This window comes from Buchnera aphidicola (Brevicoryne brassicae), assembly GCF_005082825.1.
GTDB classification, from domain to species: domain Bacteria; phylum Pseudomonadota; class Gammaproteobacteria; order Enterobacterales; family Enterobacteriaceae; genus Buchnera; species Buchnera aphidicola_AK.
The window spans coordinates 110,371-136,413 of record NZ_CP034882.1; the positions used below are offsets into that span (position 1 = coordinate 110,371).

The 26,043-nt window shown below is 23.9% G+C and carries 24 protein-coding genes, 1 tRNA gene and 1 pseudogene; 23 read left to right on the forward strand and 3 right to left on the reverse strand.

Features of this window, described 5'->3' with window-relative positions:
- From hisC to metG, 9 genes are all read left to right on the forward strand, one after another.
- Entirely contained in the window at positions 1-1,107 is a 1,107-nt protein-coding gene (gene hisC / locus D9V66_RS00525) for a histidinol-phosphate transaminase (protein WP_158365511.1), read from the forward strand.
- Positions 1,097-2,158, forward strand: a complete 1,062-nt coding sequence (gene hisB, locus D9V66_RS00530; protein WP_158365512.1) for a bifunctional histidinol-phosphatase/imidazoleglycerol-phosphate dehydratase HisB — start codon at positions 1,097-1,099, stop codon at positions 2,156-2,158. The genes hisC and hisB overlap by 11 nt, the downstream gene beginning before the upstream one ends.
- A complete protein-coding gene (gene hisH, locus D9V66_RS00535; RefSeq protein WP_158365513.1) occupies positions 2,158-2,751 on the forward strand; it encodes an imidazole glycerol phosphate synthase subunit HisH in 594 nt (197 codons plus the stop codon). The genes hisB and hisH overlap by 1 nt, the downstream gene beginning before the upstream one ends.
- A gap of 4 nt (positions 2,752-2,755) precedes the next feature.
- Complete coding sequence (hisA, locus tag D9V66_RS00540) at positions 2,756-3,493, forward strand: 1-(5-phosphoribosyl)-5-[(5-phosphoribosylamino)methylideneamino]imidazole-4-carboxamide isomerase (protein WP_158365514.1); 738 nt, start codon at positions 2,756-2,758, stop codon at positions 3,491-3,493.
- Positions 3,475-4,251: an imidazole glycerol phosphate synthase subunit HisF gene (hisF, locus tag D9V66_RS00545; RefSeq protein WP_158365515.1), complete on the forward strand. Its 777-nt coding sequence runs from the start codon at positions 3,475-3,477 to the stop codon at positions 4,249-4,251. Before hisA ends, hisF begins: the two co-directional genes overlap by 19 nt.
- Positions 4,245-4,871, forward strand: a complete 627-nt coding sequence (gene hisIE / locus D9V66_RS00550; protein WP_158365516.1) for a bifunctional phosphoribosyl-AMP cyclohydrolase/phosphoribosyl-ATP diphosphatase HisIE — start codon at positions 4,245-4,247, stop codon at positions 4,869-4,871. The genes hisF and hisIE overlap by 7 nt, the downstream gene beginning before the upstream one ends.
- 361 nt (positions 4,872-5,232) lie before the next feature.
- Positions 5,233-6,645 (forward strand): NADP-dependent phosphogluconate dehydrogenase, encoded by a 1,413-nt coding sequence (gene gndA / locus D9V66_RS00555; RefSeq protein ID WP_158365517.1) that lies wholly within the window; start codon positions 5,233-5,235, stop codon positions 6,643-6,645.
- A 219-nt stretch (positions 6,646-6,864) separates the two neighbouring features.
- Positions 6,865-7,446: a dCTP deaminase gene (gene dcd, locus D9V66_RS00560; protein ID WP_158365518.1), complete on the forward strand. Its 582-nt coding sequence runs from the start codon at positions 6,865-6,867 to the stop codon at positions 7,444-7,446.
- A gap of 77 nt (positions 7,447-7,523) precedes the next feature.
- A complete protein-coding gene (gene metG / locus D9V66_RS00565) occupies positions 7,524-9,167 on the forward strand; it encodes a methionine--tRNA ligase (protein ID WP_158365519.1) in 1,644 nt (547 codons plus the stop codon).
- Positions 9,168-9,184: 17 nt separating this feature from the next.
- Here the strand turns inward: metG and tilS are convergent, their stop codons facing one another.
- Positions 9,185-10,507, reverse strand: coding sequence for a tRNA lysidine(34) synthetase TilS (gene tilS / locus D9V66_RS00570; protein ID WP_158365520.1), 1,323 nt, complete (start codon positions 10,505-10,507; stop codon positions 9,185-9,187).
- Between the two features lie 27 nt (positions 10,508-10,534).
- Positions 10,535-10,608, reverse strand: a tRNA-Val gene (locus tag D9V66_RS00575).
- A 236-nt stretch (positions 10,609-10,844) separates the two neighbouring features.
- Between D9V66_RS00575 and D9V66_RS00580 the strand changes: the two genes are divergently transcribed.
- The 11 genes and pseudogenes from D9V66_RS00580 to tyrS all read left to right on the forward strand — a co-directional run bounded on the left by D9V66_RS00580 (position 10,845) and on the right by tyrS (position 20,850).
- On the forward strand, positions 10,845-11,468 hold the full coding sequence (locus D9V66_RS00580; protein WP_158365521.1) for a riboflavin synthase subunit alpha: 624 nt from the start codon (positions 10,845-10,847) through the stop codon (positions 11,466-11,468).
- Between the two features lie 85 nt (positions 11,469-11,553).
- Entirely contained in the window at positions 11,554-12,135 is a 582-nt protein-coding gene (rsxA, locus tag D9V66_RS00585) for an electron transport complex subunit RsxA (RefSeq protein ID WP_158365522.1), read from the forward strand.
- A 2-nt stretch (positions 12,136-12,137) separates the two neighbouring features.
- Complete coding sequence (gene rsxB, locus D9V66_RS00590) at positions 12,138-12,629, forward strand: electron transport complex subunit RsxB (RefSeq protein ID WP_158365523.1); 492 nt, start codon at positions 12,138-12,140, stop codon at positions 12,627-12,629.
- A 115-nt stretch (positions 12,630-12,744) separates the two neighbouring features.
- Positions 12,745-14,202: pseudogene (gene rsxC / locus D9V66_RS00595) on the forward strand (electron transport complex subunit RsxC); the annotation flags it as partial.
- A gap of 46 nt (positions 14,203-14,248) precedes the next feature.
- Positions 14,249-15,286 carry an electron transport complex subunit RsxD gene (gene rsxD / locus D9V66_RS00600; RefSeq protein WP_158365524.1) on the forward strand — a complete coding sequence of 346 codons (1,038 nt, stop codon included), beginning with the start codon at positions 14,249-14,251 and terminating at the stop codon, positions 15,284-15,286.
- 2 nt (positions 15,287-15,288) lie between these two features.
- Positions 15,289-15,918 (forward strand): electron transport complex subunit RsxG, encoded by a 630-nt coding sequence (gene rsxG / locus D9V66_RS00605; protein ID WP_158365525.1) that lies wholly within the window; start codon positions 15,289-15,291, stop codon positions 15,916-15,918.
- Positions 15,908-16,579 carry an electron transport complex subunit E gene (locus D9V66_RS00610; protein ID WP_158365526.1) on the forward strand — a complete coding sequence of 224 codons (672 nt, stop codon included), beginning with the start codon at positions 15,908-15,910 and terminating at the stop codon, positions 16,577-16,579. Before rsxG ends, D9V66_RS00610 begins: the two co-directional genes overlap by 11 nt.
- A 17-nt stretch (positions 16,580-16,596) precedes the next feature.
- Complete coding sequence (gene nth, locus D9V66_RS00615; protein ID WP_158365527.1) at positions 16,597-17,241, forward strand: endonuclease III; 645 nt, start codon at positions 16,597-16,599, stop codon at positions 17,239-17,241.
- An 8-nt stretch (positions 17,242-17,249) separates the two neighbouring features.
- Positions 17,250-17,840: a hypothetical protein gene (locus D9V66_RS03195; protein ID WP_261979322.1), complete on the forward strand. Its 591-nt coding sequence runs from the start codon at positions 17,250-17,252 to the stop codon at positions 17,838-17,840.
- 59 nt (positions 17,841-17,899) lie between these two features.
- Positions 17,900-19,426 carry a primosomal protein N' gene (gene priA, locus D9V66_RS00620; RefSeq protein WP_261979323.1) on the forward strand — a complete coding sequence of 509 codons (1,527 nt, stop codon included), beginning with the start codon at positions 17,900-17,902 and terminating at the stop codon, positions 19,424-19,426.
- A gap of 155 nt (positions 19,427-19,581) precedes the next feature.
- A complete protein-coding gene (gene tyrS, locus D9V66_RS00625) occupies positions 19,582-20,850 on the forward strand; it encodes a tyrosine--tRNA ligase (protein WP_158365528.1) in 1,269 nt (422 codons plus the stop codon).
- A 6-nt stretch (positions 20,851-20,856) separates the two neighbouring features.
- Here tyrS and D9V66_RS00630 read toward each other — a convergent pair whose 3' ends face one another.
- Entirely contained in the window at positions 20,857-21,249 is a 393-nt protein-coding gene (locus D9V66_RS00630) for an iron-sulfur cluster assembly accessory protein (protein WP_158365529.1), read from the reverse strand.
- A gap of 213 nt (positions 21,250-21,462) precedes the next feature.
- On the opposite strand from D9V66_RS00630, the gene ydiK reads away from it, so the two are divergent.
- The 3 genes from ydiK to thrS all read left to right on the forward strand — a co-directional run bounded on the left by ydiK (position 21,463) and on the right by thrS (position 26,042).
- Positions 21,463-22,539 carry an AI-2E family transporter YdiK gene (gene ydiK / locus D9V66_RS00635; RefSeq protein ID WP_158365530.1) on the forward strand — a complete coding sequence of 359 codons (1,077 nt, stop codon included), beginning with the start codon at positions 21,463-21,465 and terminating at the stop codon, positions 22,537-22,539.
- A 369-nt stretch (positions 22,540-22,908) separates the two neighbouring features.
- Positions 22,909-23,955 carry a 3-deoxy-7-phosphoheptulonate synthase gene (locus D9V66_RS00640; protein ID WP_158365531.1) on the forward strand — a complete coding sequence of 349 codons (1,047 nt, stop codon included), beginning with the start codon at positions 22,909-22,911 and terminating at the stop codon, positions 23,953-23,955.
- A gap of 158 nt (positions 23,956-24,113) precedes the next feature.
- Positions 24,114-26,042 carry a threonine--tRNA ligase gene (gene thrS / locus D9V66_RS00645; protein ID WP_158366020.1) on the forward strand — a complete coding sequence of 643 codons (1,929 nt, stop codon included), beginning with the start codon at positions 24,114-24,116 and terminating at the stop codon, positions 26,040-26,042.
- The last annotated feature ends 1 nt before the right edge of the window (position 26,043 follow it).

Here is a 26,043-nt window from a genome sequence, read left to right on the forward strand (position 1 = left end):
ATGATAGATGATATAATTAAATTAGCAAGAATTAATATACAAAAACTAGAACCTTATCAATCTGCAAGACGTATTGGAGGAGAGCATGGTGATATATGGTTAAATGCAAATGAATCACCTATATCTTGTTCTTTTAAATCAAAAAAAAAATTATTTAATCGTTATCCAACATGCCAACCTGAAAATTTAATATTTGCTTATGCTAACTATGTTCAAGTACTTCCCGATCAAATATTAGCAACAAGAGGAGCAGATGAAGGAATTGAGTTGTTAATAAAAGCTTTTTGTGAACCAGGAGAAGATACAATTATTTATTGTCCACCTACTTATGATATGTATGGGGTTAACGCTAAAATATCTAATGTAAAAATTAAAGAAATACCTACTTTCAAAAATACTTGGCAATTAGATTTATTAAAAATTCAATTAAATTTAAACAAAGTAAAATTAATATACATTTGCAATCCAAATAATCCAACCGGGAATATTATCCCAAAAAAAGATCTTATTTTTTTATTAGAAATCACTTTGAATAAATGTTTAGTTGTAGTAGATGAAGCATATATTGAATTTTCACCAAAAGAAAGCATGACTTTTTATTTAAAAAAATATGCTAATTTAGTGATTTTAAGAACGTTGTCTAAAGCATTTTCTTTAGCTGGAATACGATGTGGTTTTATTTTAGCACAAAAAGAAATTATTACAATTTTAAATAAAGTAATTAGTCCTTATCCAATTCCTACACCTATTTCTGATATAGCCATTCAATCTTTAAACATAAACTTTATTAATTTAATGAAAAATAGAGTATTAGAATTAAATTCTAATCGTATTTGGTTAGTTGACAAATTAAAAAATCTTTCATGTGTAGAAAAAATATTTGATAGTAATGCTAATTATTTATTAGTAAAGTTTTTTATGTTTCAAGAAGTTTTTGAAACATTATGGAATAAAGGGATAATTTTAAGAAATCAAAATGAAAAAATTAACTTAAAAAAATGTTTAAGAATTACAATAGGAACACGTTTAGAATGTTCACGTTTAATTGAAGAAATTGAAGTTTTTTCTAAAAAAAATATGTCTAAAAGAGGTTTAAATGAAAAATAAATTATTATTTATTGATCGAGATGGTACATTAATTAATGAACCAACTGATACCTTTCAAGTAGATTCAATAAGTAAATTAGTTTTTAAAAAAAACGTCATTTCTTCATTGCTTAAATTAATACAATTTGATTATAAATTAATTATGGTTACTAACCAAGACGGTTTAGGTAGTAAAACTTTTCCTTTAAAAAATTTTAATAAACCTCATTTTTTTATGATAAATATTTTTCGTTCAGAAGGGGTGGTGTTTGATGATATATTAATTTGTCCTCATTTTATTAATGATAATTGTGAATGTCGTAAACCTAAAATAAATATGGTACAACCATGGTTAAATAAAATAGATCGAAAGCGTAGTTATGTTATTGGTGATCGCGATACAGATATGATGTTAGCAAAAAACATGAAAATAACTGGTATTCAATATAGAGAAGATTCATTTGATTGGATTGACATTAAAAATGAGATTATAAAAAATAACAGATATGCAGAAATTATTAGAAAAACAAAGGAAACTAAAGTACAAATACAAGTTTCTTTAGATTCAGAAGAAAATAGTAAAATCAATACTGGTATAAAGTTTTTTGATCATATGTTGGAACAATTAGCAGTACATAGTGGAATTTATATGAATATTTTTGCCATAGGTGATATTCATATTGATGATCATCATACTGTAGAAGATACAGGAATTGCATTGGGAGAAGCTTTGTTAAAATCTTTAGGAAAAAAAAATGGTTTATGTAGATTCGGTTGTTATATACCTATGGATGAAAGTAAATCCAACTGTATTATAGATATATCAAATCGTCCATACTTAAAATTTCAAGCAACATTTAATCATAAAATGGTTGGTGATCTCAGTACTAATATGATTGAACATTTTTTTTATTCCCTTTCTTATTCTATGAAAATTACACTTCATTTATATGCTGAAGGAAAAAACGATCATCATTGTGTTGAAAGTTTATTTAAATCTTTTGGACGTACGTTACGTCAAGCTATCAAGATAGAAGGCAATAAACTACCAACTTCAAAAGGATTTTTATAATGGAAGATATAGTAATATTAGATACTGGTTGTGCTAATTTAACTTCAATTAAAGTAGCAATTGAAAAATTAGGTTATTATCCTTTTATAACTTCTGAACCTTCTATAGTAATAAATTCTAAAAAAATTTTTTTGCCAGGAGTAGGTACAGCTGCGGCAGTAATGAAAATTTTATCTAAAAAAAAACTAATTAATATCATTCAAGACTTTAAAAGACCAGTTTTAGGTATATGCCTTGGAATGCAACTTTTTTGTGATTTTAGTGAAGAGGGTAATGGAGTTAAAACTATTGGTATAATTAAATCTTCTGTATTGCGTTTAAAAACTAATAATTTACCATTACCTCATATAGGATGGAATCAGGTTTTATTTAATAAATCATATCCATTATTTAAACATATACCAAATAATTCAAGGTTTTATTTTGTTCATAGCTATATAGTTCCAATTAATAAATATACGTTATCTACTACTAATTATGATATTAATTTTAGTTCAGTTATACAAAAAAATAATTTTTTTGGAGTTCAATTTCATCCAGAAAAATCTGGGCATATAGGCGCTCAATTATTAAAGAATTTTTTGGAGATGTAAATTAATGATTATTCCTGCATTTGATTTAATTGATGGTAAAGCAGTACGTTTGTACCAAGGAAATTATTGTCATCAAAAAAATTATGATATAAATTTATATGAATCTTTAGAACAATATGCATTAAAGGGAGTTAAACTTATTCATTTGGTAGATTTAGACGGAGCAAAAAACAGTAAAAATAGACAGTTAGAATTATTAAAAAAAATACTTTCTTACACTAATATTCCAATACAAATCGGAGGAGGTATAAGAAATGCAAAAGATATAGAAATTCTTTTAAATCTTGGCGCTAAAAGGGTAGTAATTGGCTCTTCTGCTATAATAAATAAAGATGAAGTAAAAGAATGGTTAAACAATTATGGTTCAGATGCAATTGTTTTAGCTTTAGATATTCATATTACTAATAACAGTAAAAAAGAAATATATATTAATGGTTGGCAAAAAAAAACTAATTACTCATTAGAAGAAATAATTCAATATTTTTTTTCAAGTCAATTAAAACATGTATTATGTACTGATATATCGAAAGACGGAACATTATTAGGTCCAAATATTAAATTATATTTAGAAATCGTAAAATCTTTTAAAGATATAGAATTTCAAGCTTCTGGAGGAGTATCAGCATTACAAGATATTATTTCTTTAAAAAAAACTGGAGTACAAAATGTCATTGTTGGTCGTAGTTTATTAGAAAAAAAGTTTACTATAGAGGAAGCGTTACAATGCTGGCAAAACGAATAATAGCATGTCTTGATGTTAGTAACGGTTTAGTTGTAAAAGGGGTGCAATTTAAAAATCATGAAATTATAGGTGATATATTACCACTTTCTAAATGTTATGCAAACGATGGTATAGATGAATTAGTATTTTATGATATAACAGCTGCAACAAAAAATAAATTAGTCGATAGGACTTGGATAGAAAAAATTGCTCAAATAATCAATATACCTTTTTGTGTTGCTGGGGGAATTAAAAGTGTAGATGATGCGAAAAACATTCTATCTAGTGGTGCAGATAAAATATCAATTAATTCTTCAGCTCTAAATGATCCTAATTTAATCACGAAAATTTCAGAACGATTTGGTGTGCAATGTACGGTAGTTGGAATAGATTCTTTGTATGATGAATCAAAAAAATGTTACATGGTGCAACAGTATACAGGAGACGTTAATAAAACTTATCAAACTAATTGGAAAACTTTTGATTGGGTAAAAAAAGTTCAAGAACAAGGAGCTGGTGAAATTGTTTTAAACATGATGAATAAAGATGGATTGCAAGAAGGTTATGATCTTTTTCAACTTAGTGAAATAAGGTCTATTTGTAAAATTCCTTTAATTGCGTCAGGAGGAGCAGGAAATATAAATCATTTTTATGATGCCTTGTATTATTCTAATGTAGATGGAGTTTTAGCTGCATCTGTTTTTCATAAAAATATAGTAAATATAAAACTTTTGAAAAAATTTTTAATTAAAAAAGGAATAGAGATTAGAACATGTTAAATCAAAAAGATCTGTTAAATCTTAATTGGATTAAAACTAATGGTATGTTGCCTGTAATAGTACAAGATTATTTTTCTCATGAAGTTTTAATGCATGGATATATGAATAAAGAAGCTTTATTAAAAACTCAAAAAAATGGTTTAGTAACATTTTATTCTCGTACTAAAAATCGTTTATGGACTAAAGGAGAAAAATCAGGAAATTATTTAAAAGTTATCGAAATTATTCTTGATTGTGATTATGATACGCTTTTAGTTTTAACAGAATCTACAGGAGAAACATGTCATTTAGGAAATAACAGTTGTTTTTTTTCAAAAAAATATAATGTCAATATTCTTAACAAATTAGAAAATATTATAGAAAATAGAAAAAATGTAGATATGAATAATTCATATACAGCTGATTTATATAAATCTGGAACAAGTCGTATAGCACAAAAAGTTGGTGAAGAAGCTATAGAAACAATATTAGCAGCTATAAAAAAAGATAAAAATGAATTAGTTAATGAATCTGCAGATTTAATTTATCATTTAATTGTATTATTACATGAGCAAAATTTAAATTTTAGTATGGTTTTAAATAATTTAAAAAAAAGAAATGAAAAAAATAGTAATTTTTAATTAAAAAAATACTATTTGTTTTAAGAACAAGTTATATTTTTGTAGTTTAAATATAGCAAAAATTATTAAAAATCAATTTATAATATTTCAATTTCAAATAAATTTAATTATATCAATTACGTATATTATATCTATTAATTTTTTCAATTTATTAGATAGTATATGATTAACTTTTTCTTTTTGTTTTAAAAGCCAAACGTAATATAAAAAAATTTTTGTATTTTAAATCAACAGAAATGTTATTTTAATATTTTGTTTTTAATAAATGAAAAATAGTTATAATATCATTTATTGTAAAAATTTTAAATAAAAATAGTATTTTTTAAAAATACTTTTAACAATATTTTAGCTGGAGAACAAAATGTCAAAACAACAAATTGGTGTTGTAGGAATGGCAGTAATGGGACGGAATTTAGCATTAAATATTGAAAGTAAAAATTATACTGTGTCTATATATAATAGAACAAAATCAGTAACAGAAGATGTAATTAATAAAAATATAGGAAAAAATATTTTTCCTTATTTTTCTATTAAAGAATTTGTTAATTCACTTATAAAACCTAGATGTATTTTATTAATGGTACAATCAGGAAAAGCAACTGATGAAACTATCAAATTAATTACTCCTTATTTAGAAAAAGAAGATATATTAATTGATGGAGGAAATACTTTTTATAAAGACACTATGCGAAGAAACAATGAATTATCTAAACAAGGTATTAATTTTATTGGAATGGGAGTTTCTGGAGGTGAATTAGGAGCATTAACTGGTCCATCAATTATGCCAGGAGGTCAAAAAAAAGCATATAAATTGGTATCTTCTATGTTGCAAAAAATATCAGCTAAATTTAAAAATGAACCATGTGTAAGCTATATAGGTCCTAATGGTGCTGGACACTATGTGAAAATGGTACACAATGGTATTGAATACGGTGATATGCAATTAATTGCAGAATCATATTTTCTATTAAAACATTTGTTACATATGAATAATGAAGAATTGGCAAATACGTTTTCTCAATGGAATAAAGGTGAATTAAACAGTTATCTAATTGATATTACAAAAGATATTTTTGTTATGAAAGACGGAAATGAAAATTATTTAATAGATTTTATTTTAGATGTTGCAGAAGATAAAGGAACTGGAAAATGGATTAGTAAAAACGCTTTAGAACTTCGTGAGCCCCTTTCATTAATTACTGAATCTGTTTTTTCGCGTTATTTATCTTCTCTTAAAGAACAACGTATAGCTGCATCAAAAACATTAAAAGGACCCAATATAAAAACTTGTATAAAAGATAAAAATAATTTTATTGAAGAAGTTAGACGTGCTTTATATTTAGGAAAAATAATTTCTTATGCTCAAGGTTTTTCTCAGTTAAAAAGAGCTTCAGAAAAATATTCTTGGAATTTAGAATATGGCGAAATTGCTAAAATTTTTAGATCTGGATGTATTATTCGAGCAAATTTTTTACAAAAAATAACCGAAGAATATTCTTGTAATAAAACTATAGTGAATTTATTATTAACACCTTATTTTTCAAAAATAGCTAATGAATACGAAATTTCATTACGTAACATTGTTATCCAATCAATAAAATATGGTATTTCTATTCCTACTTTTGCTGCAGCAATATCATATTATGATAGTTATCGTACTGTCAATTCATCAGCCAATCTTATACAAGCTCAAAGAGATTATTTTGGTTCACATACCTATCAAAGAACTGATCAATCTGGTTATTTTCATACCAATTGGTCAATAAAAAAATAGTTTTAGTCCTAATAAAATCAAAATTATTAATGTTTTTTTATATAAAAATTATATTAATTGTATAATTAATATTATATTTTATATTTAAAAACATAAATAGCAGATGATGTTAAAAAATGTCTCTGCTATTATATTTTATGTATTATTTAACACATATTTTATTATGTTTTTACAGTAAATAATATCTTTAAAATACATTTATTTTAAATAGGAAAAAAAATGCGTTTATGTGATAAAGACATTCAAAAATGGTTAAAAAGAAAAAAATTAATTATTAAACCTTATCCTCAAAAAGAACTAATTCATGGTATTACTGTTGATATACATCTTAGTAATAAATTCCGTTTTTTTTACGATCATATTAGATCTTGTATTGATTTAAGTGATTCAAAAGAGAATACAACTTTAGCATTAAAAGAAGTTATGAGTGATGAAATAGTTTTTTCTCAAGAAAAACCATTGTTTTTACAACCTGGTTCTTTAGTACTTTCCTCTACTTTAGAAAATATTACTATTCCAAATAATTTAGTAGGTTGGTTAGATGGTCGTTCTTCTTTAGCTCGTTTAGGTTTGATGATTCATGCTACTGCACATCGTATTGATCCAGGATGGCAAGGTAATATTGTTCTAGAAATCTTCAATGCTGGAAAATTAACTTTAGTATTACGTCCTAAAATGAAAATAGCTGCTCTTAGTTTTGAAATTCTTTCTCAATCAGTATCATATCCTTATAACTCTCGTCCTGAAGCTAAATACAAAAGTCAAAATGGAGTTATACCTAGTCGTATTAATAAAGAATAATATTTTATTAAAAAAGAATAGTTTACGATTGATTTTATTTTGTATATTATATTCTTTATTTTAAAAAATATAATATCATGTCAAATGTACTTAGAAAAATTTTAGTCACTTGTGCCTTACCTTATGCAAATGGTTCTATTCATATAGGTCATATGCTAGAACATATTCAAGCTGATATTTGGGTGCGTTATCAAAAAATGCTCGGTCATGAAGTGTGGTTTGTTTCTGCTGATGATGCCCATGGTACTGCTATTATGTTAAAATCTGAACATTTAGGAATATCTTCAACTGATTTGATTAAACAAGTAAAGAAAGAACACGAAAAAGATTTTTTAAATTTTAAAATTTCTTATGATAACTATCATTCTACACATAGTATAGAGAATTTACACTTATTAAGAAAAACATTTAAAATTTTAAATGAAAAAGGTTTAATTAAACAAAAAAAAATATTTCAGTTTTATGATAATATAAAAAAAATATTTCTTCCAGATAGGTTTATCAAAGGGCGTTGTCCTCTTTGTCGTTCAGAAAATCAATATGGTGATAATTGTGAGATATGTAGTGCAACTTATGAACCTATTGACTTAATTGATCCGATATCTGTGATATCCGGAGAAAAACCTATTTTAAAAAATACTAAGCATTTATATTTTGATTTGCCTTTTTTTAGTCATATGTTAAAGAAATGGATATACTCTGGTGTTTTAGAAGATTCAGTTATTAAAAAAACAGAAGAATGGTTGAAAGAAGGCTTAAAATCATGGGGTATTTCTAGAGATGCACCGTATTTTGGATTTAAAATACCAAAATTCCCCAAGAAATATTTTTATGTTTGGTTAGATGCTCCTCTCGGTTATATAAGTACATTTAAAAATCTTTGTTATAAAAATAAAAAATTAAATTTTGATAAATTATGGAATAAAAAATCTAATTATGAATTATATCATTTTATTGGTAAGGATATTATTTATTTTCATACTTTATTTTGGCCTTCAATATTAGAAGCAGTTTCTTTGAGAAAACCTAATGGTATTTTTGTTCATGGTTATGTTACTATGAATGGAATAAAACTATCAAAATCACGTAATATTAAATTAATTAAAGCAAGAGATTGGATTAAATTTTTTGATTCAGATAGTTTACGCTATTATTATGCTACCAAATTATCAAATAAAATAAGTGATATTGAAATCAACTTAGAGGATTTTGTTCAAAAGATAAATAGTGATATTGTAAATAAATTAGTTAATTTAGCTTCAAGAAGTGCTGGTTTTATAGAAAAATATTTTAATGGATATTTATCTAATGAATTAAGTGACATTGAACTATATAAATATTTTATAAATAAAAGTTTTATTATTCAAAATTTTTTAGAAAACCGTGAGTTTCATTCTGTCACACGAGAATCTATGAGATTAATAGATATGGCTAATAAATATATTAATGAAAAACAACCTTGGAAAATCAAGATAACAAAAAAAGATAATAAATTACATGAAATTTGCACAATGGGTATTAATTTATTCAGAATAGTAATGGTTTTTTTAAAACCAATATTACCCGATCTTGCAAGTAAAACAGAATCTTTTTTAATTTCAAATTTAACTTGGAAAGATATTAAAAAACCTTTGTTATGTCATAAAATCAAAAAATTTTCTCCATTGTATGAAAGAATAAATAGTAAAAAAATTAATGAATTAATTCATTTATGTAATTAAAAATTTTTTTAATTTTATTAGTAAAACAAAAATTTATTATTATTTGATTTTAAATCATTTTTCCATGAAATTTTCCATGTTTTTTTATTTGTGTATTTTGTATTAACAATAAATACTCCTAGGGCACTAATGAAGATATTATTATAAAATAATAATGGGATTTGATTACGTAACCAAGGAGGTATATTTTTTTCTTGCCATATTTTTTTGATTTTTCTTTTTTTATCTCTTCCTAAAATTAGGATTTTTCCTTCATACTGAAAACGAATATTAACTAATTGATTTTTTCTAGGCTTTGGAAGACTCATACCTTGATTATCTTGTGTTAAATTTCCTAAATTATTAGGAAGAATTAGTTTACTATTTTTTTTATGCCAAAATAAAAAGGTGCTATTTAATATTGGTGGTGTTTTTATAAAATAAAGTGATTTTTTATAACGTCTTATCTCATTTTCATCCAAAACTATTTTTGGATTTGCATCTTTACGACTCAAAATCATTTGATGATATATACATTCAATGTTTTTATACGATGGCATTTTTATTGTTTGTAATCTAATCCAGCGTCTTATAAATGCAGTACATGTTTCTTTTTTTATATTTTGAAAACTTTTAATATTCAAAGAATTGTCAAATTTTATAAAATTTTGAATTTTTTCAAGAAGTAAATCATTTAGTAAAATTGTTTCTTTTCTGCAGATTTTTATGGTTCGAAAACAGTTTTTTAAAAAAAAAGGCCATCTTTTTTCTAAAACTGGAATAATATTATGTCTGATATAATTACGATCATGATTGATATTAAAATTACTAAAATCTTCAATCCATTTTAAATTTTTACGATTAGCCCATAATTCTAATTCTTTTTTTGTTTTATTTAAAAATGGTCGGATGATTGTTTTATTACCAAGTATAGTCTCAAAAGACATACTTGAAAGTCCAGTTGGACCACTACCTCGTTTTAAAGATAAAAAAAATGTTTCACATTGATCATTCATATGATGACCTGTGAGTAGTATTTCTTCAGATAACAAATGATTATAAATGATGCTATATCGCTTTATTCTCAATTGTTCTTCAGTCTTGTTTTTATTTTGATGAATATCAATATCTTTTATGGTTAATGGTATTTGATATATTTTACAATGTTTTTTACAGTGTTTTATCCATTTTTTTGCAAGTAATGTAAGATTATGATTAATATAAATAGCACGTATTTTAATATCAGGAGTTATTTTTTTTATTTCAATTAATTGATGAAGAAGTACTGTGGAATCTAATCCGCCACTATAAGCTATTAAGAATGATTTATTTTTGAGTTTTTTTATAATTTCTTTAATCAAATAAAAACAACCTATAAAAAATTTTAATACGTTCGAGTGGACTTGAACCACCAACTTCTACCATGTCATGATAGTGCTCTAACCAATTGAGCTACGAACGTAAATATTTAAAATGTTATCATGTATTTTTTACTATTTAAATTATATATTATTATTGATATAATATACAAATATTTTATTCTAAAAATCATAAAAATTTATTTATTAAAATGATTAATATTATAAAATTTTTAATTTTATTGAAAAAATAACAAAATTTTATATTTCTTATAAGTTAAATATGAATGTTTAATTAAAGAATTAAAGAATTAAAAGTATTATTTCTTGAGGAAATTTTATGTTTACAGGCATTGTGAATGGAATTGCTACTGTTGTTTCTATAGAAAAGAAAAAAAAAATTCATACCTTAACTGTCAAACTTCCATCTATTTTATCTAAAAATTTACATCTAGGTGATTCAATTTCGCATAATGGATGTTGTTTAACTGTTAAATCTATCGAAAATCATTATATAATATGCGATATTATAGAAGAAACATTAAAAAGGACTAATTTAGGAAATTTATATATTGGAGAGAAAATAAATATTGAAAGATCGTTAAAATACGGAGATGAAATTGGTGGTCATATAATATCTGGTCATGTTATGAATACAGTTGAAGTTTCTAAGATATTAAATTTTAATGATAATTATATTTTATGGTTAAAATTACAAAATAAAAATTTGATCAAATATATTTTTTACAAAGGGTTTATTTGTATTGATGGAATTAGTTTGACTGTTGGAGATATTATTAAAGATGAATTTTGTATTAATATAATACCTCAAACTTTATTTTATACAACAATAAGACATAAAACACGTGGTAGTTTAATGAATATAGAAATTGATTTTTATACTCAAACAATTGTAGATACTACAGAACGCTTAATGAATGAAAGGATTATTAACGTTTTGTAAGTATAAAAAATTAATTATTTTTAAAAAAATATTTAATATTAAAATTATTTTTAATAAAATTCGAATTAATATATGGTAATTATAAATGAAACATTATTTTTTATTTTTTATTTCTAATATTTTAATAGAAAATTTTATTTTAGTAAAATTTCTTGGTTTATGTCCATTTTTAGGTGCTTCAAGTAAATTAAATACTGCTTTTGGAATGAGTTTTGCAACTGCTTTTGTTGTTTTAATATCTTCAGTACTATTATGGCTAGTTAATTTTTTTATTTTATTACCTTTACATATAGTTTATTTAAGAATTATAGCGTATATGTTGATTATTTCAGTTAGTGTTCAATTTTTAGAAATTTTATTACGTAATACTAGCCCAGTTTTATATCGCATACTCGGAATTTTTCTTCCTTTAATTACAACTAATTGCACAGTCTTAGCTATTCCATTATTTAGTTTATACTTAAATCATACATTTTTAGAATCTATATGTTATGGTTTAAGTGCATCTTTAGGTTTTACTTTGGTAATGATAATTTTTTCTTGCATACGTGAACGTATAGTATTATCTGATATTCCTTTGCCATTTCGAGGTGCTCCTATTACTTTAATTACTGTAAGTGTTATGTCAATTGTTTTTATGGGATTTAAAGGTTTGGTGAAAGTTTAATTATGTTGATAATTATTATTTTTGGGATTTTATCGTTTGTATTCGGAATTATATTAAGTTTTTCTGCTTATAAACTTCAATTAAATAACGATCCTATGATAGAATCAGTTAACGAATTATTACCTCAAAGTCAATGTGCTCAATGTGGATATTCTGGATGTTATCCCTATGCAAAAGCAATAGTAAGAAATTCTGAAAAAATTAATAAATGTACTCCAGGTGGTGCTAGTGTTACATTAAAAATTTCTGAGTTATTAAACATAGAAAAACCCGTAGAAAATGTTTTTATTAAGAATGAGAAAATATTTGATACAATTGCATGGATTGATGAAAGAAATTGTGTTGGATGTTCAAAGTGTGCTCTTTTTTGTCCAGTAGATGCAATTATTGGTGCACCAAATTTTTTACATACAGTTTTAAAAGATTTTTGCACAGGTTGTAATATTTGTTTATCACATTGCCCAACAAATTGTATTAAAATTAAAAAAAGATGAATATGAATTACATAAAATTACTTTATAAAAAATTTTTTTTTAAAAATATTTTTTCTATAACATTATGGAGAAAAAAAATTTTTAATTTCTTAAGTATAAAAAAAAATATAATTTTCAAGGTGGCTTAAAATATTCATTTAAAAAAAAAGAATCAAATGATTACTTATTAAAACATTTAAGCCTTCCTGAAAAATTTTTTATTTTCATAAAAGGCGATATTTGTAGTAAACAACTACGGGTAAAAGTAAATCAAAAAATATTACGTGGACAACCTTTAATTTTTGGTAATGATGATATTATCCCCGTTCATGCTCCTACTTCAGGTTGGATAAAAGATATTTCTTTTTCTTCTGATTCTGTTCATAAAGATAGAAAAAATTTAAAAATTGTGATTTTATCTGATAACTTAGATAAGTGGATTAGATTAAAACCTATAGAAAATTATAAAAAACATACTTCTGAAAAATTAATTAAGAAAATTTATCAATCTGGTGTTGTCGGTCTTGGTGGTGCTCAATTTTCATCTGCAAAAAAATTAATACTAAGTATGAATAAAGTACATACTTTAATTGTTAATGCAGTAGAAAGTGAGCCTTATATAATGGCAGATAATTGTTTGATAAACAATTATGCAAATGATATTTTAATAGGATGTAAGATTGTATCTTGGATTTCTCATATTAAAATAGTTTTGATTGCTATTCAAGAAGATAATATTAAATCAATTTCAAAAATTTCTAATTTAATTAAAAATAATTCATTATTTAAAATTTGTATTATTAAAAAAAAATATCCTGGAGGTAGTAGTAAAGTATTACTAAAGACTTTGACAGGACAGGAAATACCTTATCATAAACATGCTGTAGATGTAGGATATCTTATTTTTAATGTTGCTACAATATATGCTATAAAAAGAGCAATTATACATGGAGAACCATTAACTGAACGTATTATTACTATTTTAAGTGATAAAAAATTTTTATCAGGGAATTTTTTAATTAGAATTGGAACTCCAATAAAATTTTTTTTAAACAATCAAATATATGAAAAAAATTTTGATATTAATATACGTGTAGGAGGTCCATTTATGGGAAAAAAAATTTCTGATTTAAATCATTCTGTATTAAAAAATACTAATTTTATTTCGATTCAATTTAAAAAAGAAAAGAATAAAAATCTTGTTAATTATAATTGTATCCGATGTGGATATTGTTCAAATGTATGTCCAATAAACTTACTTCCTCAACAAATTTTATTATATAGTAAAAGCAATAATCATGAAAAATCACATAAACATCATGTTTTAGATTGTATTGAGTGTAAAGCATGTGAAAAAGTTTGTCCTAGTTATATTCCCTTAGTAAAATTCTTTAAAAAAGAGAAAGTTATTCTTAATAATATAAACTTAGAAAATAATCTTAAAAAAATGTTTTTGTTTCGTTTCCAAAAAAGAGAAGAAAGATTATTAAATCAAAAAAAAATAGTTAATAATAAAAATGCAAATAATTTAGAAAAAAAATCGCGAAAAGAATTAGTTTATGCAGCAATAGAACGTATGAAAGAAAAACAATAAACTTTTATACAAATTTATTTTTATATTAATAGAAAATATACAAAAAATGAATTTTCCTTATATATATAATATTTATAGTGTTAGAAAAATAATGTTTTTAGTGATTATAGCTTGTATTCCAGGAATTGTTACTAAATGTTATTTTTTTGGAAGTGGGACGTTAATAGAGATTTTGTTTTCCATAATAATTTCATTGATATTAGAAATAGCAATTTTAAAAATACGTTTAAAAAAAATTAAAAATCATTTAAAAGATAATTCTGCCATTGTAACTTCAGTTTTATTTGGATTAAGTATTCCTTCTTTGCTTCCTTGGTGGATGATAATTATTGGAATGTTCTTTGCCATTGTTGTTGCTAAACATTTATACGGTGGCATTGGTCAAAATATATTTAATCCAGCTATGTTAGGTTATGCAGTATTATTAATATCATTTCCAATTCATATGAATAATTGGAATGAAAGTAATGAAAATTTATCTTGTTTAAACAGTATCAAACAATCTTTAAATATTATTTTCTTTAAAAAGAATATAGATAATGCTAAAAATAGCAATTCAAATATTTTTCCTGAAGTTTTTACTGAAGCTACTCCTTTAGATGATTTTAAAACAAAATATCACTTAAAAGATACTCATATATCAGAATATAATTCGTTAAAAAATAATACTGTTCAAGATAGTTGGAAATATATAAATATAAGTTTTTTTTTAGGGGGAGTTTTTTTATTTTTAAAAAAAATAATTTGTTGGCGTATTCCAGTAAGTTTTTTAACTACTTTAGGAATATTATCAATTGTTTCCTTTTATTCTTCAAAAGAACTCTTTTTATCTCCATTAGTTCATCTTTTTTCTGGAGGTACAATGATATGTGCTTTTTTTATTGCAACAGATCCAGTTACTACTTCTTGTACTAATACAGGAAAAATAATTTTTGGCATTATGATTGGTTGTTTGACCTGGATTATTCGTAATTATAGTGATTATCCAGATGCAATAGCTTTTTCAATTTTATTTGCAAATATGTTTGTTCCATTAATAGATCATTATACTAACACATCTGGATATGGTCACAATAATACGTAAATATGTTTAAAAAAATATTAAAAAATGCTTTTTTAATTAGTTTTTTTTCTGTTATTTCTATTTCTAGTACAATTTTTATAAATAAAATAACTAAAATAAAAATAGCTTCTCAAAAAGAAGAAGAACGAAAATTTTTATTAGAACAAGTATTATCTCCAACAGTTTTAAATCAATTTGAGATAAAACTATATCAAATAAAAAATAAATCTTTAGGGAATGATAAAAATCATAATTTATGGTTATTATTAAATAAAAAAAAAGAAGCAAGGGCAGCTGTTATTGAAACAACTGCTCCTGATGGTTATTCTGGTTCTATTAATATGCTAGTGGCAGCATATTTAAATGGAAAAATTATTGGTGTAAGAGTTTTAGATCATCAAGAAACTCCAGGAATTGGAGATAAAATTGAATTAGCTATTTCTGATTGGATTACTAAGTTTTCTAATATGTATATTTCTTCTCCAGAAGATAAGGATTTTTTATTAAAAAAATATGGAGGAAAAATTGAACAATTTACGGGAGCTACAATAACCCCACAAGCAGTAACTAATTCAGTTAAAAGAACAGTGATTTTTATTAAAAATATACCATCAATTTTAAAATTTTTGAATAAAGATGTTTATGAAAATTAAAATTTTTTTAAAAAACAGATTGTGGAAAAATAATTCTTCTTTAGTTCAGTTGTTAGGTTTATGTCCAGTTTTGGCAATGACAACAAATTGCGTTAATGCAATAGGATTAGGTATAACAACTACTTTGGTTTTAATAATTACTAATACTACTATCGCTATTTTTAAAAAATTAATACCTAAAGATATAAGAATTCCAATTTATATGATGTTAGTTTCTTCTATTGTTACGTCTATAGAAATGTTAGTTCATGCATATCAATTTAATTTATATAAATCTTTAGGTGTGTTTATCCCCTTAATAGTCACCAATTGTATTATTGTTGGAAGAGCTGATCTGATCGCTTATAAAAGTTCTATACTAGTATCTTTTTTTGATGGATTTTTTATCGGTTTAGGTTCAACTATTTCGATGTTTACAATTGGATTTATACGTGAAATATTAGGTAATGGAACATTGTTCTTTGGAATTAGTAAAATTATTTCAAATATAGATGACTCTTTTTTTATACAAGTACTAGATAAAAATTCTACTATAGTTTTAGCTATTTTACCTCCAGGAGGATTTTTTATATTAGGTTGTATAATTGCTATTAAGAATTATATAGATTTATATAATAAAAAGAATACCGTTAAAAACGGTTTAAAATGTTGTTTAAAATAATAAAAAATATTATAAATATGAATAAAGAAAAACGTTATAAAATTTTATCACTATTTTCCGAAAAAAATCCCAATCCTAAGACGGAATTAATTTTTTCTTCAGATTTTGAATTATTGTTATCTGTAATGCTTTCAGCTAAATCTACTGACTTAATTGTAAATAAAACTACAAAAATATTATTTCAAATTGCTAATACTCCTGAAAGCATTTTATTATTAGGTGTAGAAGGTCTTAAGAATTATATTAAACATATTGGTTTATATAATATGAAAGCGTTAAATATTATTAATACTTCTTTTTTAATAATAACTAAACATAAAGGAAAAATTCCTAAAAACCGTAATGAATTAGAGTCTTTTCCTGGTGTAGGAAGAAAAACAGCTAATATTATTTTAAATATATTATTTAAAAAAAAAACTATTGCCGTTGATACACATGTTTTTAGAGTATCTAATCGTACTAATTTTGCTAAAGGAAAAAATGTTAAAGAAGTTGAAAAAAAATTGAATAAAGTAGTTCCTAGTATTTTTAAATTAAAAATTCACTTCTGGTTTGTTTTGCATGGTAGATATATTTGTACTGCACGAAAATTTAAATGCAATATATGTTTAGTATATAAATTTTGTGAATTTAAAGAAAAAAAATTTAATATATTTTTATAGGTATAAAAGTGATTATTGTAAAAGTTGTTTTACCTTTACCAATTAGAAAATGTTTTAAATATATTATGCCCGATTTAATGTTTCCTGTTATTGGTGGTAGAATAGTTGTTCCTTTTCGTTCTAAAAATATAATAGGTATTGTAATTTCTATTTGTAAAAACATAGAGACCAATCAATTGAATTTAAAATATGTAAAAAAATTAATTGATAATCATTCATTGTATACTAGTTTTTTACTAGATATTTTAATATGGATAAGTAGAAATTATCACTGTCCTATTGGGAATTTATTTTTTTCTGTTTTACCGAAAATATTATATAATGATTATATTCTAAAAGATAAAATTTTTTATAAATGGATAATTACAAAAAAAGGAGAAGAAATAGATATTGTTGATTTAAAAAGGAGAAAAAAGCAACTTTATACTTTGCTTTTTTTAAAAAAAAACAGTGTTTTAAATTCTGAATTAAAAAAATATAATTTATCTAAATTAGTTTTAAAAAAATTAGAACGTCAAGGTTTATGTAAAGTTAACGTTGTTTACGAATCATCTTTAAATAAAAAAACTTTTTTTCAAAGTAAAAAAAAATTTTTTTAAACAAAAAACATTTAATTTTTATTGAGAATATTTTAACAAAAAAAAAATTTTCTTCTTGGTTGTTCACCAAAACAAAATTATATTCAAAAATTAAGTTTTATTTAAGTTTAATCAAACTATTATTAAACCAAAAAAAGCAGATTTTAATTTTAGTGCCTTATATTAAAAATATAAGTGTAATCATAGTTTTTTTGAAGAAATTTTTTTATGTTACTATTGATGTTATTCATTCAGAATTAACTAATACTCAATATTTAAAAAATTGGATTAGAACAAAAAATGGTGAAAATTCTATTATTATTGGTACAAAAAAAAGTGTTTTTTTACCCTTTCTTAAATTAGGCACTATTATTCTTTTAGAAGAACATAATTTGAATTATAAAAACATGAAACAATGTAGATATAATATTAGAGATATAGGGATATTAAGAGCTTATAAAGAAAAAATACCTATAATTTTAGATTCAGAGACACCTTCGTTGAAAACTTTACATAATATTTTATTAAAAAAATGTTTTTATATAAAGATCAATGAACATGATCATGTGATAAAAATTAATAATGGTATTATTAATTTACAAAAAGAAAAAACAAGATTTGGTTTTTCTTTGACTTTGATTCATGAAATTACTAGAAATTATAAAAACAAACAAGTATTATTAATTTCTAATAAAATAAATTTTTTGTTTTTTGTATTAAAATGCAATACATGTGGATCGATATTTAAATGCAGCATTTGTCAAGATTACTTTCAATTAAATCAATATCATAATGTTTTGTTTTGTAAATTTTGTTTAATAAAAATTAAAAAACCATTTTTTTGTTCTAATTGTGGTTGTTTATCTTTAATTATAATAAATTTAAGTATAGAAAAAATAAAAAATATAATACGAGATATTTTCCCTGATAGGTTAATATTTTTTTTGCTAAATAAAAAAAAAGTTAATAAAAAAAATTTTAATAAAAATTTTTTTGATTTTTCTATTTCTAGTTCTTGTATTATTTTTACAACAGAAAAAATTGTTCAAAATTATTATTTTCCTTATGTGAGTTTAATTGGTTTGCTGTGTATTGATAATTATTTTTTTTCTTTAAAATTTCGTAATATGGAATATTTTGCACAATTTTATTTTAATTTAATTCAATTAACTAAATATAAAAAAACACAACCTAAAATTTTAATACAAACATCATATTTAAAAAATACAATTTTGCAAGAATTATGTAATAAAACATATGATGTTTTTGCAAATCAAACATTATTAATTCGAAAAAATTTTTTTTTACCACCTTGGAGTTGTCAAATAATAATTTATTCTGAAAATATAAAATCCGAAAAAAATATTATTTTTTTAAATTTAATTCGTAAAATTTTAAAAAAAAAATCTAGTAAATATAATATTTCTCTATGGTTTGTAGGTCCTAATCCTGCTTTTATATTAAAAATGGAAAACATTTATCAATTATTAATTCAATCTTCTTCACGTGCAAAACTTAATAAGTTATTAAATGAATCTATAGAAATAATTAATGTCTTTTCAATTTCACAAAAAGTAAAATGGTTTATAGATATTGAGCCTTATTAAAATATTAAATTAATATTTCCGATAAAAACAATTTTATATTTTACTCGTTGAAGTTATAATAAAATTAGCTTAAAATATTTCAATATTAAAATATAATAAATTTAGCTATACAAAACATATTTTTTTAATTTAGGTTTTAAAAAAAGAGGTTTTTAATGAGCCAATTTAACTTAATTAGAATATTACACGATAGAGGATTAATATCTCATATTACAAATGAAGATAATTTAAACAAACTTATTCAAAATAATTCTATATCTCTTTATTGTGGCTTTGATCCTACAGAAGAAAGTTTACATATAGGTCATCTTTTACCTTTAATTACTTTAAAAAGATTTCAAATGGCTGGTCATAAACCTATTGTATTAATAGGAGGAGCTACTAGCTTAATTGGAGATCCTAGTTTTAAAAAAAAAGAACGAGAATTTAATTCTAGTAATAATGTTAATATTTGGACTAAGAAAATTAGTAAACAAATTTCTTGTTTTTTAGATTTTAATTGTAGTGAAAATAGTGCTTTATTATTAAATAATAATACATGGTTTAAGAAAATTAACATCTTATCGTTTTTACGTAAAGTGGGAAAATATTTTTCAATTAATACGATGATTAATCGATCGGCAGTCAAACAGCGTATTTCAAGAACAGATCAGGGAATTTCATTTACAGAATTTTCTTATAACTTATTACAAGCATATGATTTTTTTATCTTACATAAAGAACATCAAGTACATCTCCAAATTGGAGGCGCAGATCAGTGGGGTAATATTTCTTCAGGAATGCATTTGGTAAATCGTAAAACAAAGAAAAAAGTGTATGGTTTAACTATACCTCTTCTTATTCAGTCTAATGGAATGAAATTTGGTAAAACAGAATCGGGAACTATTTGGTTAGATGCTAAAAAAACTAGTCCTTATAAATTTTATCAATTTTGGATAAATATAGAAGATTCACAAATTTATTATTTTTTAAAAATGTTTACCTTTGTAAGTTTACTAGAAATTAATATACGAGAAAAAAATAGATATATTAATAATCAAATTATTAATGATAAAATTTTTCTTGCTAGAAATATGACTCGTTTAGTACATGGAGAAGAACAATTATTAGCAGCAGAAAGAATTACGGAATTTCTTTTTTTAAAAAAAATCAATCATATTACAAAATCTGATCTTGAACAATTACAACAAGATGGGATTCCTGCAATAAAAATACATAAAGTAAAAGATTTACAAGAAGCACTAGTGTTGTCTTCCTTATCAATGTCTCGAACACAAGCAAAAAAAATGATTTTTGCAAATTCTATATCTATTAATACTCAAAAAATTAATAAAAATCATATATTTGAAAATCAAGATAAATTATTTGGAAAATTTACTTTATTATCTAGAGGTAAAAAAAATCATTGTTTGCTTTGTTGGTAAATTTATTTAATTAATTGAAAAACTTTCACCACAGCCACAAAATTTTTCTAGTTTCGGATTATAAAACTTAAATATTTTATTAATATTATTTTTTATAAAATCTATTTTAATTCCCTCTAAAAATGGCATTTCTTTAGAAGAAATATAAATAAGGATATTTTTATAAAAAAATGTTATTTCTTCTTTGTTTTTTTCTTTTTTTAATTCTGATGTTTTAATTAATTTCATGGTGTAACGAAATCCTGCACATCCAGATTTTTTTATACCTAATCTTATACCTTTATTATCAGAATGTGAATTAATTAAAAACAAAATTTGTTTTATTGCATTTTCAGTTATTGAAATACCTTTCCATTTATTTTTATTTGGAAAATAAGTATTAATATTGTTTTTTTTCATAATTTTTTCTTTTTTTAAATATTCATTAAAGATGTTTTTCTTAAACTTTGTTTCTATTATATATATCTTTGTATATTAAAGAATATTATTTTTATAAAATTTAATGTTATAATTATTTTTACATATCTAAAAAAAATTTTTGTCTCATAAAATTAAATTAATTTTTTATAAAAAATTATTTATAATATAAAAATATTGAGGTGAAATAATTATATGCAAAATCCAAAAGAAAAAATGGATTTATCGCAGTCTATTTTATCACTAATATTTATTATTACTATGAGTGTCGTAAGCTTCTTAGTGATTCATCCTTTTATATTAGGATTTTCTTGGGCCAGTATGATTGTGATTGCTACTTGGCCTCTGATGTTAAAGATACAAAACGTTCTATGGGGTAAACGTTGTCTTGCAGTTGCTAGTATGATTATTATTTTACTCCTTTTGTTTATTATTCCAGTATTTTTTGTGGTAAATAGTTTAATTGCAACAAGTATACCTTTAATTCATTGGTTTAGTTCAAATACTTTAGAATTTCCAGAATTAGTTTGGCTTCAAGATATTCCTCTTGTGGGTAAAAAAATATTTATTAGTTATCAAGAGTTATTAGATGGTGATGGGGGTGAGTTAATTCAAGAAGTAAGACCTTATATGGGACGTACTACTGAGTTTTTTATAAGTCAAGCTAAAAATTGTGGATTATTTTTCATGCATTTAGCATTAATGTTATTTTTTAGTATTCTTTTATATTGGAACGGTGAGAAAGCCAGTCATGCTATACGTTGTTTTGCATTACGTCTTAGTGTAAACAATGGAGATGCTATTATCTTGCTAGCTGTGCAAGCAGTAAGAGCTGTTGCGTTGGGTGTAGCAGTAACAGCTTTAATTCAAGCTGTACTATCTGGTATAGGATTATTAATCTCTGGTGTTCCTTATTGGGCGTTATTGATGATAATTATTGTCTTTTCTTGTTTAATACAATTAGGTCCATTGCCTATTTTAATACCATCAATTATATGGCTTTATTGGAACAATAACACTACTTGGGGTACAATACTATTAATCTGGAGTTGTCTTGTTTTTATACTGGATCATATATTGAGACCTTTTTTTATACGTATGGGTGCTGATTTACCTATTTTATTAATTTTATCGGGAGTTATCGGTGGTTTATTAGCGTTTGGAATGATTGGTTTATTTATTGGACCTGTGGTATTAGTAATTTTGTATCGTTTAATAATATCATGGATGTACGGTATTTCGATTGCATCTTTTTTAAAAAATACTTCCTGAAAAAAAATTTAATGAACATAAAATACAATAGATAGAATAAATATATTTAATTAAATATAGCTATAAAATATGATAATATAAAAAAATAGTTTAATTGAATAATCTAATAATTAGTAAACAGAAAACTAATAATTTTATATAAATATATTATTTTCTTAAAGATTTATCTTTGTTTTTTTCCTGTTTAAAACTTCTATCATATTATTTAAAGTGTATTAATAAAAATTTATTCTCTCTAATATTATGGATTTTTTCTATTAAGAATATTCATAAAATATTAGAAATATGAACTTATGACCAGTTATTTTCGTGATTTTTTTATTACATCTTGCTATTCTTTTCAGAAAAAAAATTCATTTAGAGAACAAAATGAAAAAAACAGATGAACTACGTACAATACGAATTGATCCATTAATAACTCCATCTGAATTAGCAAAGCAATATGCTATTACTTCAGACATTATGGATAATGTTATTACAACACGACAAAATATTGCTCGTATAATGACTGGACAAGATTCTCGACTACTTGTCGTAATAGGTCCATGCTCAGTGCATGATCCTATCGCGGCAGTAGAATATGCACATCGATTATATGAATTACGTGTAAAATACAAAGATCGTCTTGAAATTATAATGCGTACATATTTTGAAAAACCAAGAACAGTTGTTGGATGGAAAGGATTAATTTCAGATCCAGATTTAAATGGTAGTTTCCGAGTTAATCATGGATTAGCCGTGGCTCGTAAGTTATTGCTAGATATTAATGCATTAGGAATGCCTGCAGCAACAGAATTTCTTGATATGGTTATAGGACAATTTATTGCAGATCTCATTAGTTGGGGAGCTATCGGAGCTAGAACGACTGAAAGTCAAATTCATAGAGAAATGGCTTCTGCTCTTTCATGTCCAGTAGGTTTTAAAAATGGTACAGATGGAAATATACGAATTGCAATTGATGCGATTCGTGCAGCAAAAGTTCGTCATTTATTTTTAGCGCCTAATAAAGATGGACAAATGACAATTAATCATACTAGTGGTAATCCATATGGACATATAATTATGCGAGGAGGTAGTTCTCCTAATTACCATGCTGATGATATTAACTCAGCAATAAAACATTTGCGCGAATTTAATCTATCAGAATATTTAATGGTTGATTTTAGTCATGGAAATTGTTTAAAAGAACATATTCGTCAAAAAAATGTTGCTGCATCTATTTCACATCAAATTTCTTATGGTTCTAAAGCTATATTTGGAGTTATGATTGAGAGTTTTTTAGAAGAAGGTTTTCAAAAAGTAATCGATAATCAACCGTTAATTTATGGAAAATCAATTACCGATGCTTGTTTAAATTGGAAAGATAGTACTTTAATTATTAAACAATTAGCAGATGCTGTGGATACTCGTTTTTAATTTATATGCTAGTCAAAAAAGATTTGGCTAGCATGTTTTTATTTTTATATAAAAACATTTTATAATTAATAAAGTTTTTTTATATAAAAATAGATAGTATATAAATATTTAGTTTTTTTAGATGATAAATGATTAACATTTTAATTAAGGATTTAAGAATGCCTGTAATAAGATTTTGTGATGGAAGTCATCAGATGTACGAGCATTCAGTTCCATTGATAGATATTATAAAAAATAAAAAACCTAATATAATAAAATCGCTTATTGCAATTTCTGTTAATAATAGTTTTTCAAATTTACACACTTTCATAACAGAAGATTCTACTATAGAATTTATTGATAATAAACATCATAAAGCATTAGATATTATTAGACATTCTTGCACACAACTTTTAAGTTATGCTGTTAAACAAACATGGCCAATTTCTCAAATTGCTGAAAGTAACATCTCGAACAATGGTTTCTATTGTGATATAGATTTAGATAATAAAATTTCAGAAAAAGATCTCATATTACTAGAAAATAATATGAAAATTCTTATAAAAAAAGAATATGATATTTTTAATAAAATAGTTTCTTATGCTCAAGCAATTGAAATATTTGAACAACGTTTTGAAAAATACAAAGTATCTTTGATTAAGAAAACAGTTAGCTTCAAAAATAAAATTTCTTTATATTATCATGAAAACTACGTAGATATTGATATAGGACTACAGCTTTTTAATATAAAATTTTGTAAATATTTTAAGTTAAAAAAAATTGGAGGTGTTTACTGGAAAGGAAATAATAAAAATAAAATGTTACAACGTATTTATGGAACAGCTTGGTCTAATAAAAAAGAACTAGATAAACATCTATATTATTTAAATGAATTAGAAAAAAGAGATCATAGAAAAATAGGAAGATTTCTTGAACTGTATCATATGCAAGAAGAATCTCCAGGTATGATTTTTTGGCATAATAATGGTTGGATTGTTTTCAATGAGTTGCGTAATTTTGTTCGTGAAAAATTAAAAGAATATAAATATAAAGAAGTTAAAACTCCGTTATTAATAGATCAAATAATATGGAAAAAAAGTGGACATTGGGATAATTATAAAAATGCGATTTTTACTACGTTATCAGAACATCGAGAATATTGTATTAAACCTATGAATTGTCCAGGACATGTTCAAATTTTTAATAGTAAACTAAAATCTTATCGAGATTTGCCTATTCGTATGGCTGAATTTGGAAGTTGCCACCGTAATGAACCTTCAGGTTCTTTACATGGTCTTATGCGAGTTCGTAATTTTACTCAAGATGATGCGCATATATTTTGTACCGAAGAACAAGTACGTACTGAAATTAATGATTGTATTAAAATGATATATGATTTATATAGTATATTTAATTTTAAAAAAATATTAGTAAAGCTTTCTACAAGACCTCAAAAACGTATTGGAAATGATGCAATATGGGATCAATCAGAAAAAGACTTATCTGATATGCTAATCGAAAATCATTTATCATTTGAATATCAATTAGGAGAGGGTGCTTTTTACGGACCTAAAATTGAATTTATTTTACAAGATTCTTTAGAAAGAAATTGGCAATGTGGAACAATTCAATTAGATTTTTATTTGCCTCTACGTTTAAATTCATTTTATATTAATGAAAATAATGAACGTAAAGTCCCAGTTATTATTCATCGAGCTATATTAGGTTCAATAGAACGATTTATTGGTATATTAATTGAAGAATCTTCAGGTAATTTACCCACTTGGTTATCTCCAATACAGGTTGTGATAATTAGTCTTTCTAATACTAGCGTAGATTATGTTACAAGTTTAGTTAAGAAATTTTTTAAAATTAACATTCGTGTAGAATCTGATTTAAGAAATGAAAAAATAGGTTTTAAAATTCGAGATCATACATTACGTCGAATTCCTTATATGTTGATTTGTGGTGAAAAAGAAGTAGAATGCAAAAAAATTTCTGTAAGAAATAGGAATGGTCGTAATTTTGGAATGATTGATATTGATATTTTTATTAAAAAGCTACAAAAAGAAATTTTTCATCGTAGCTTTTATCAGATGGAGGAATAAA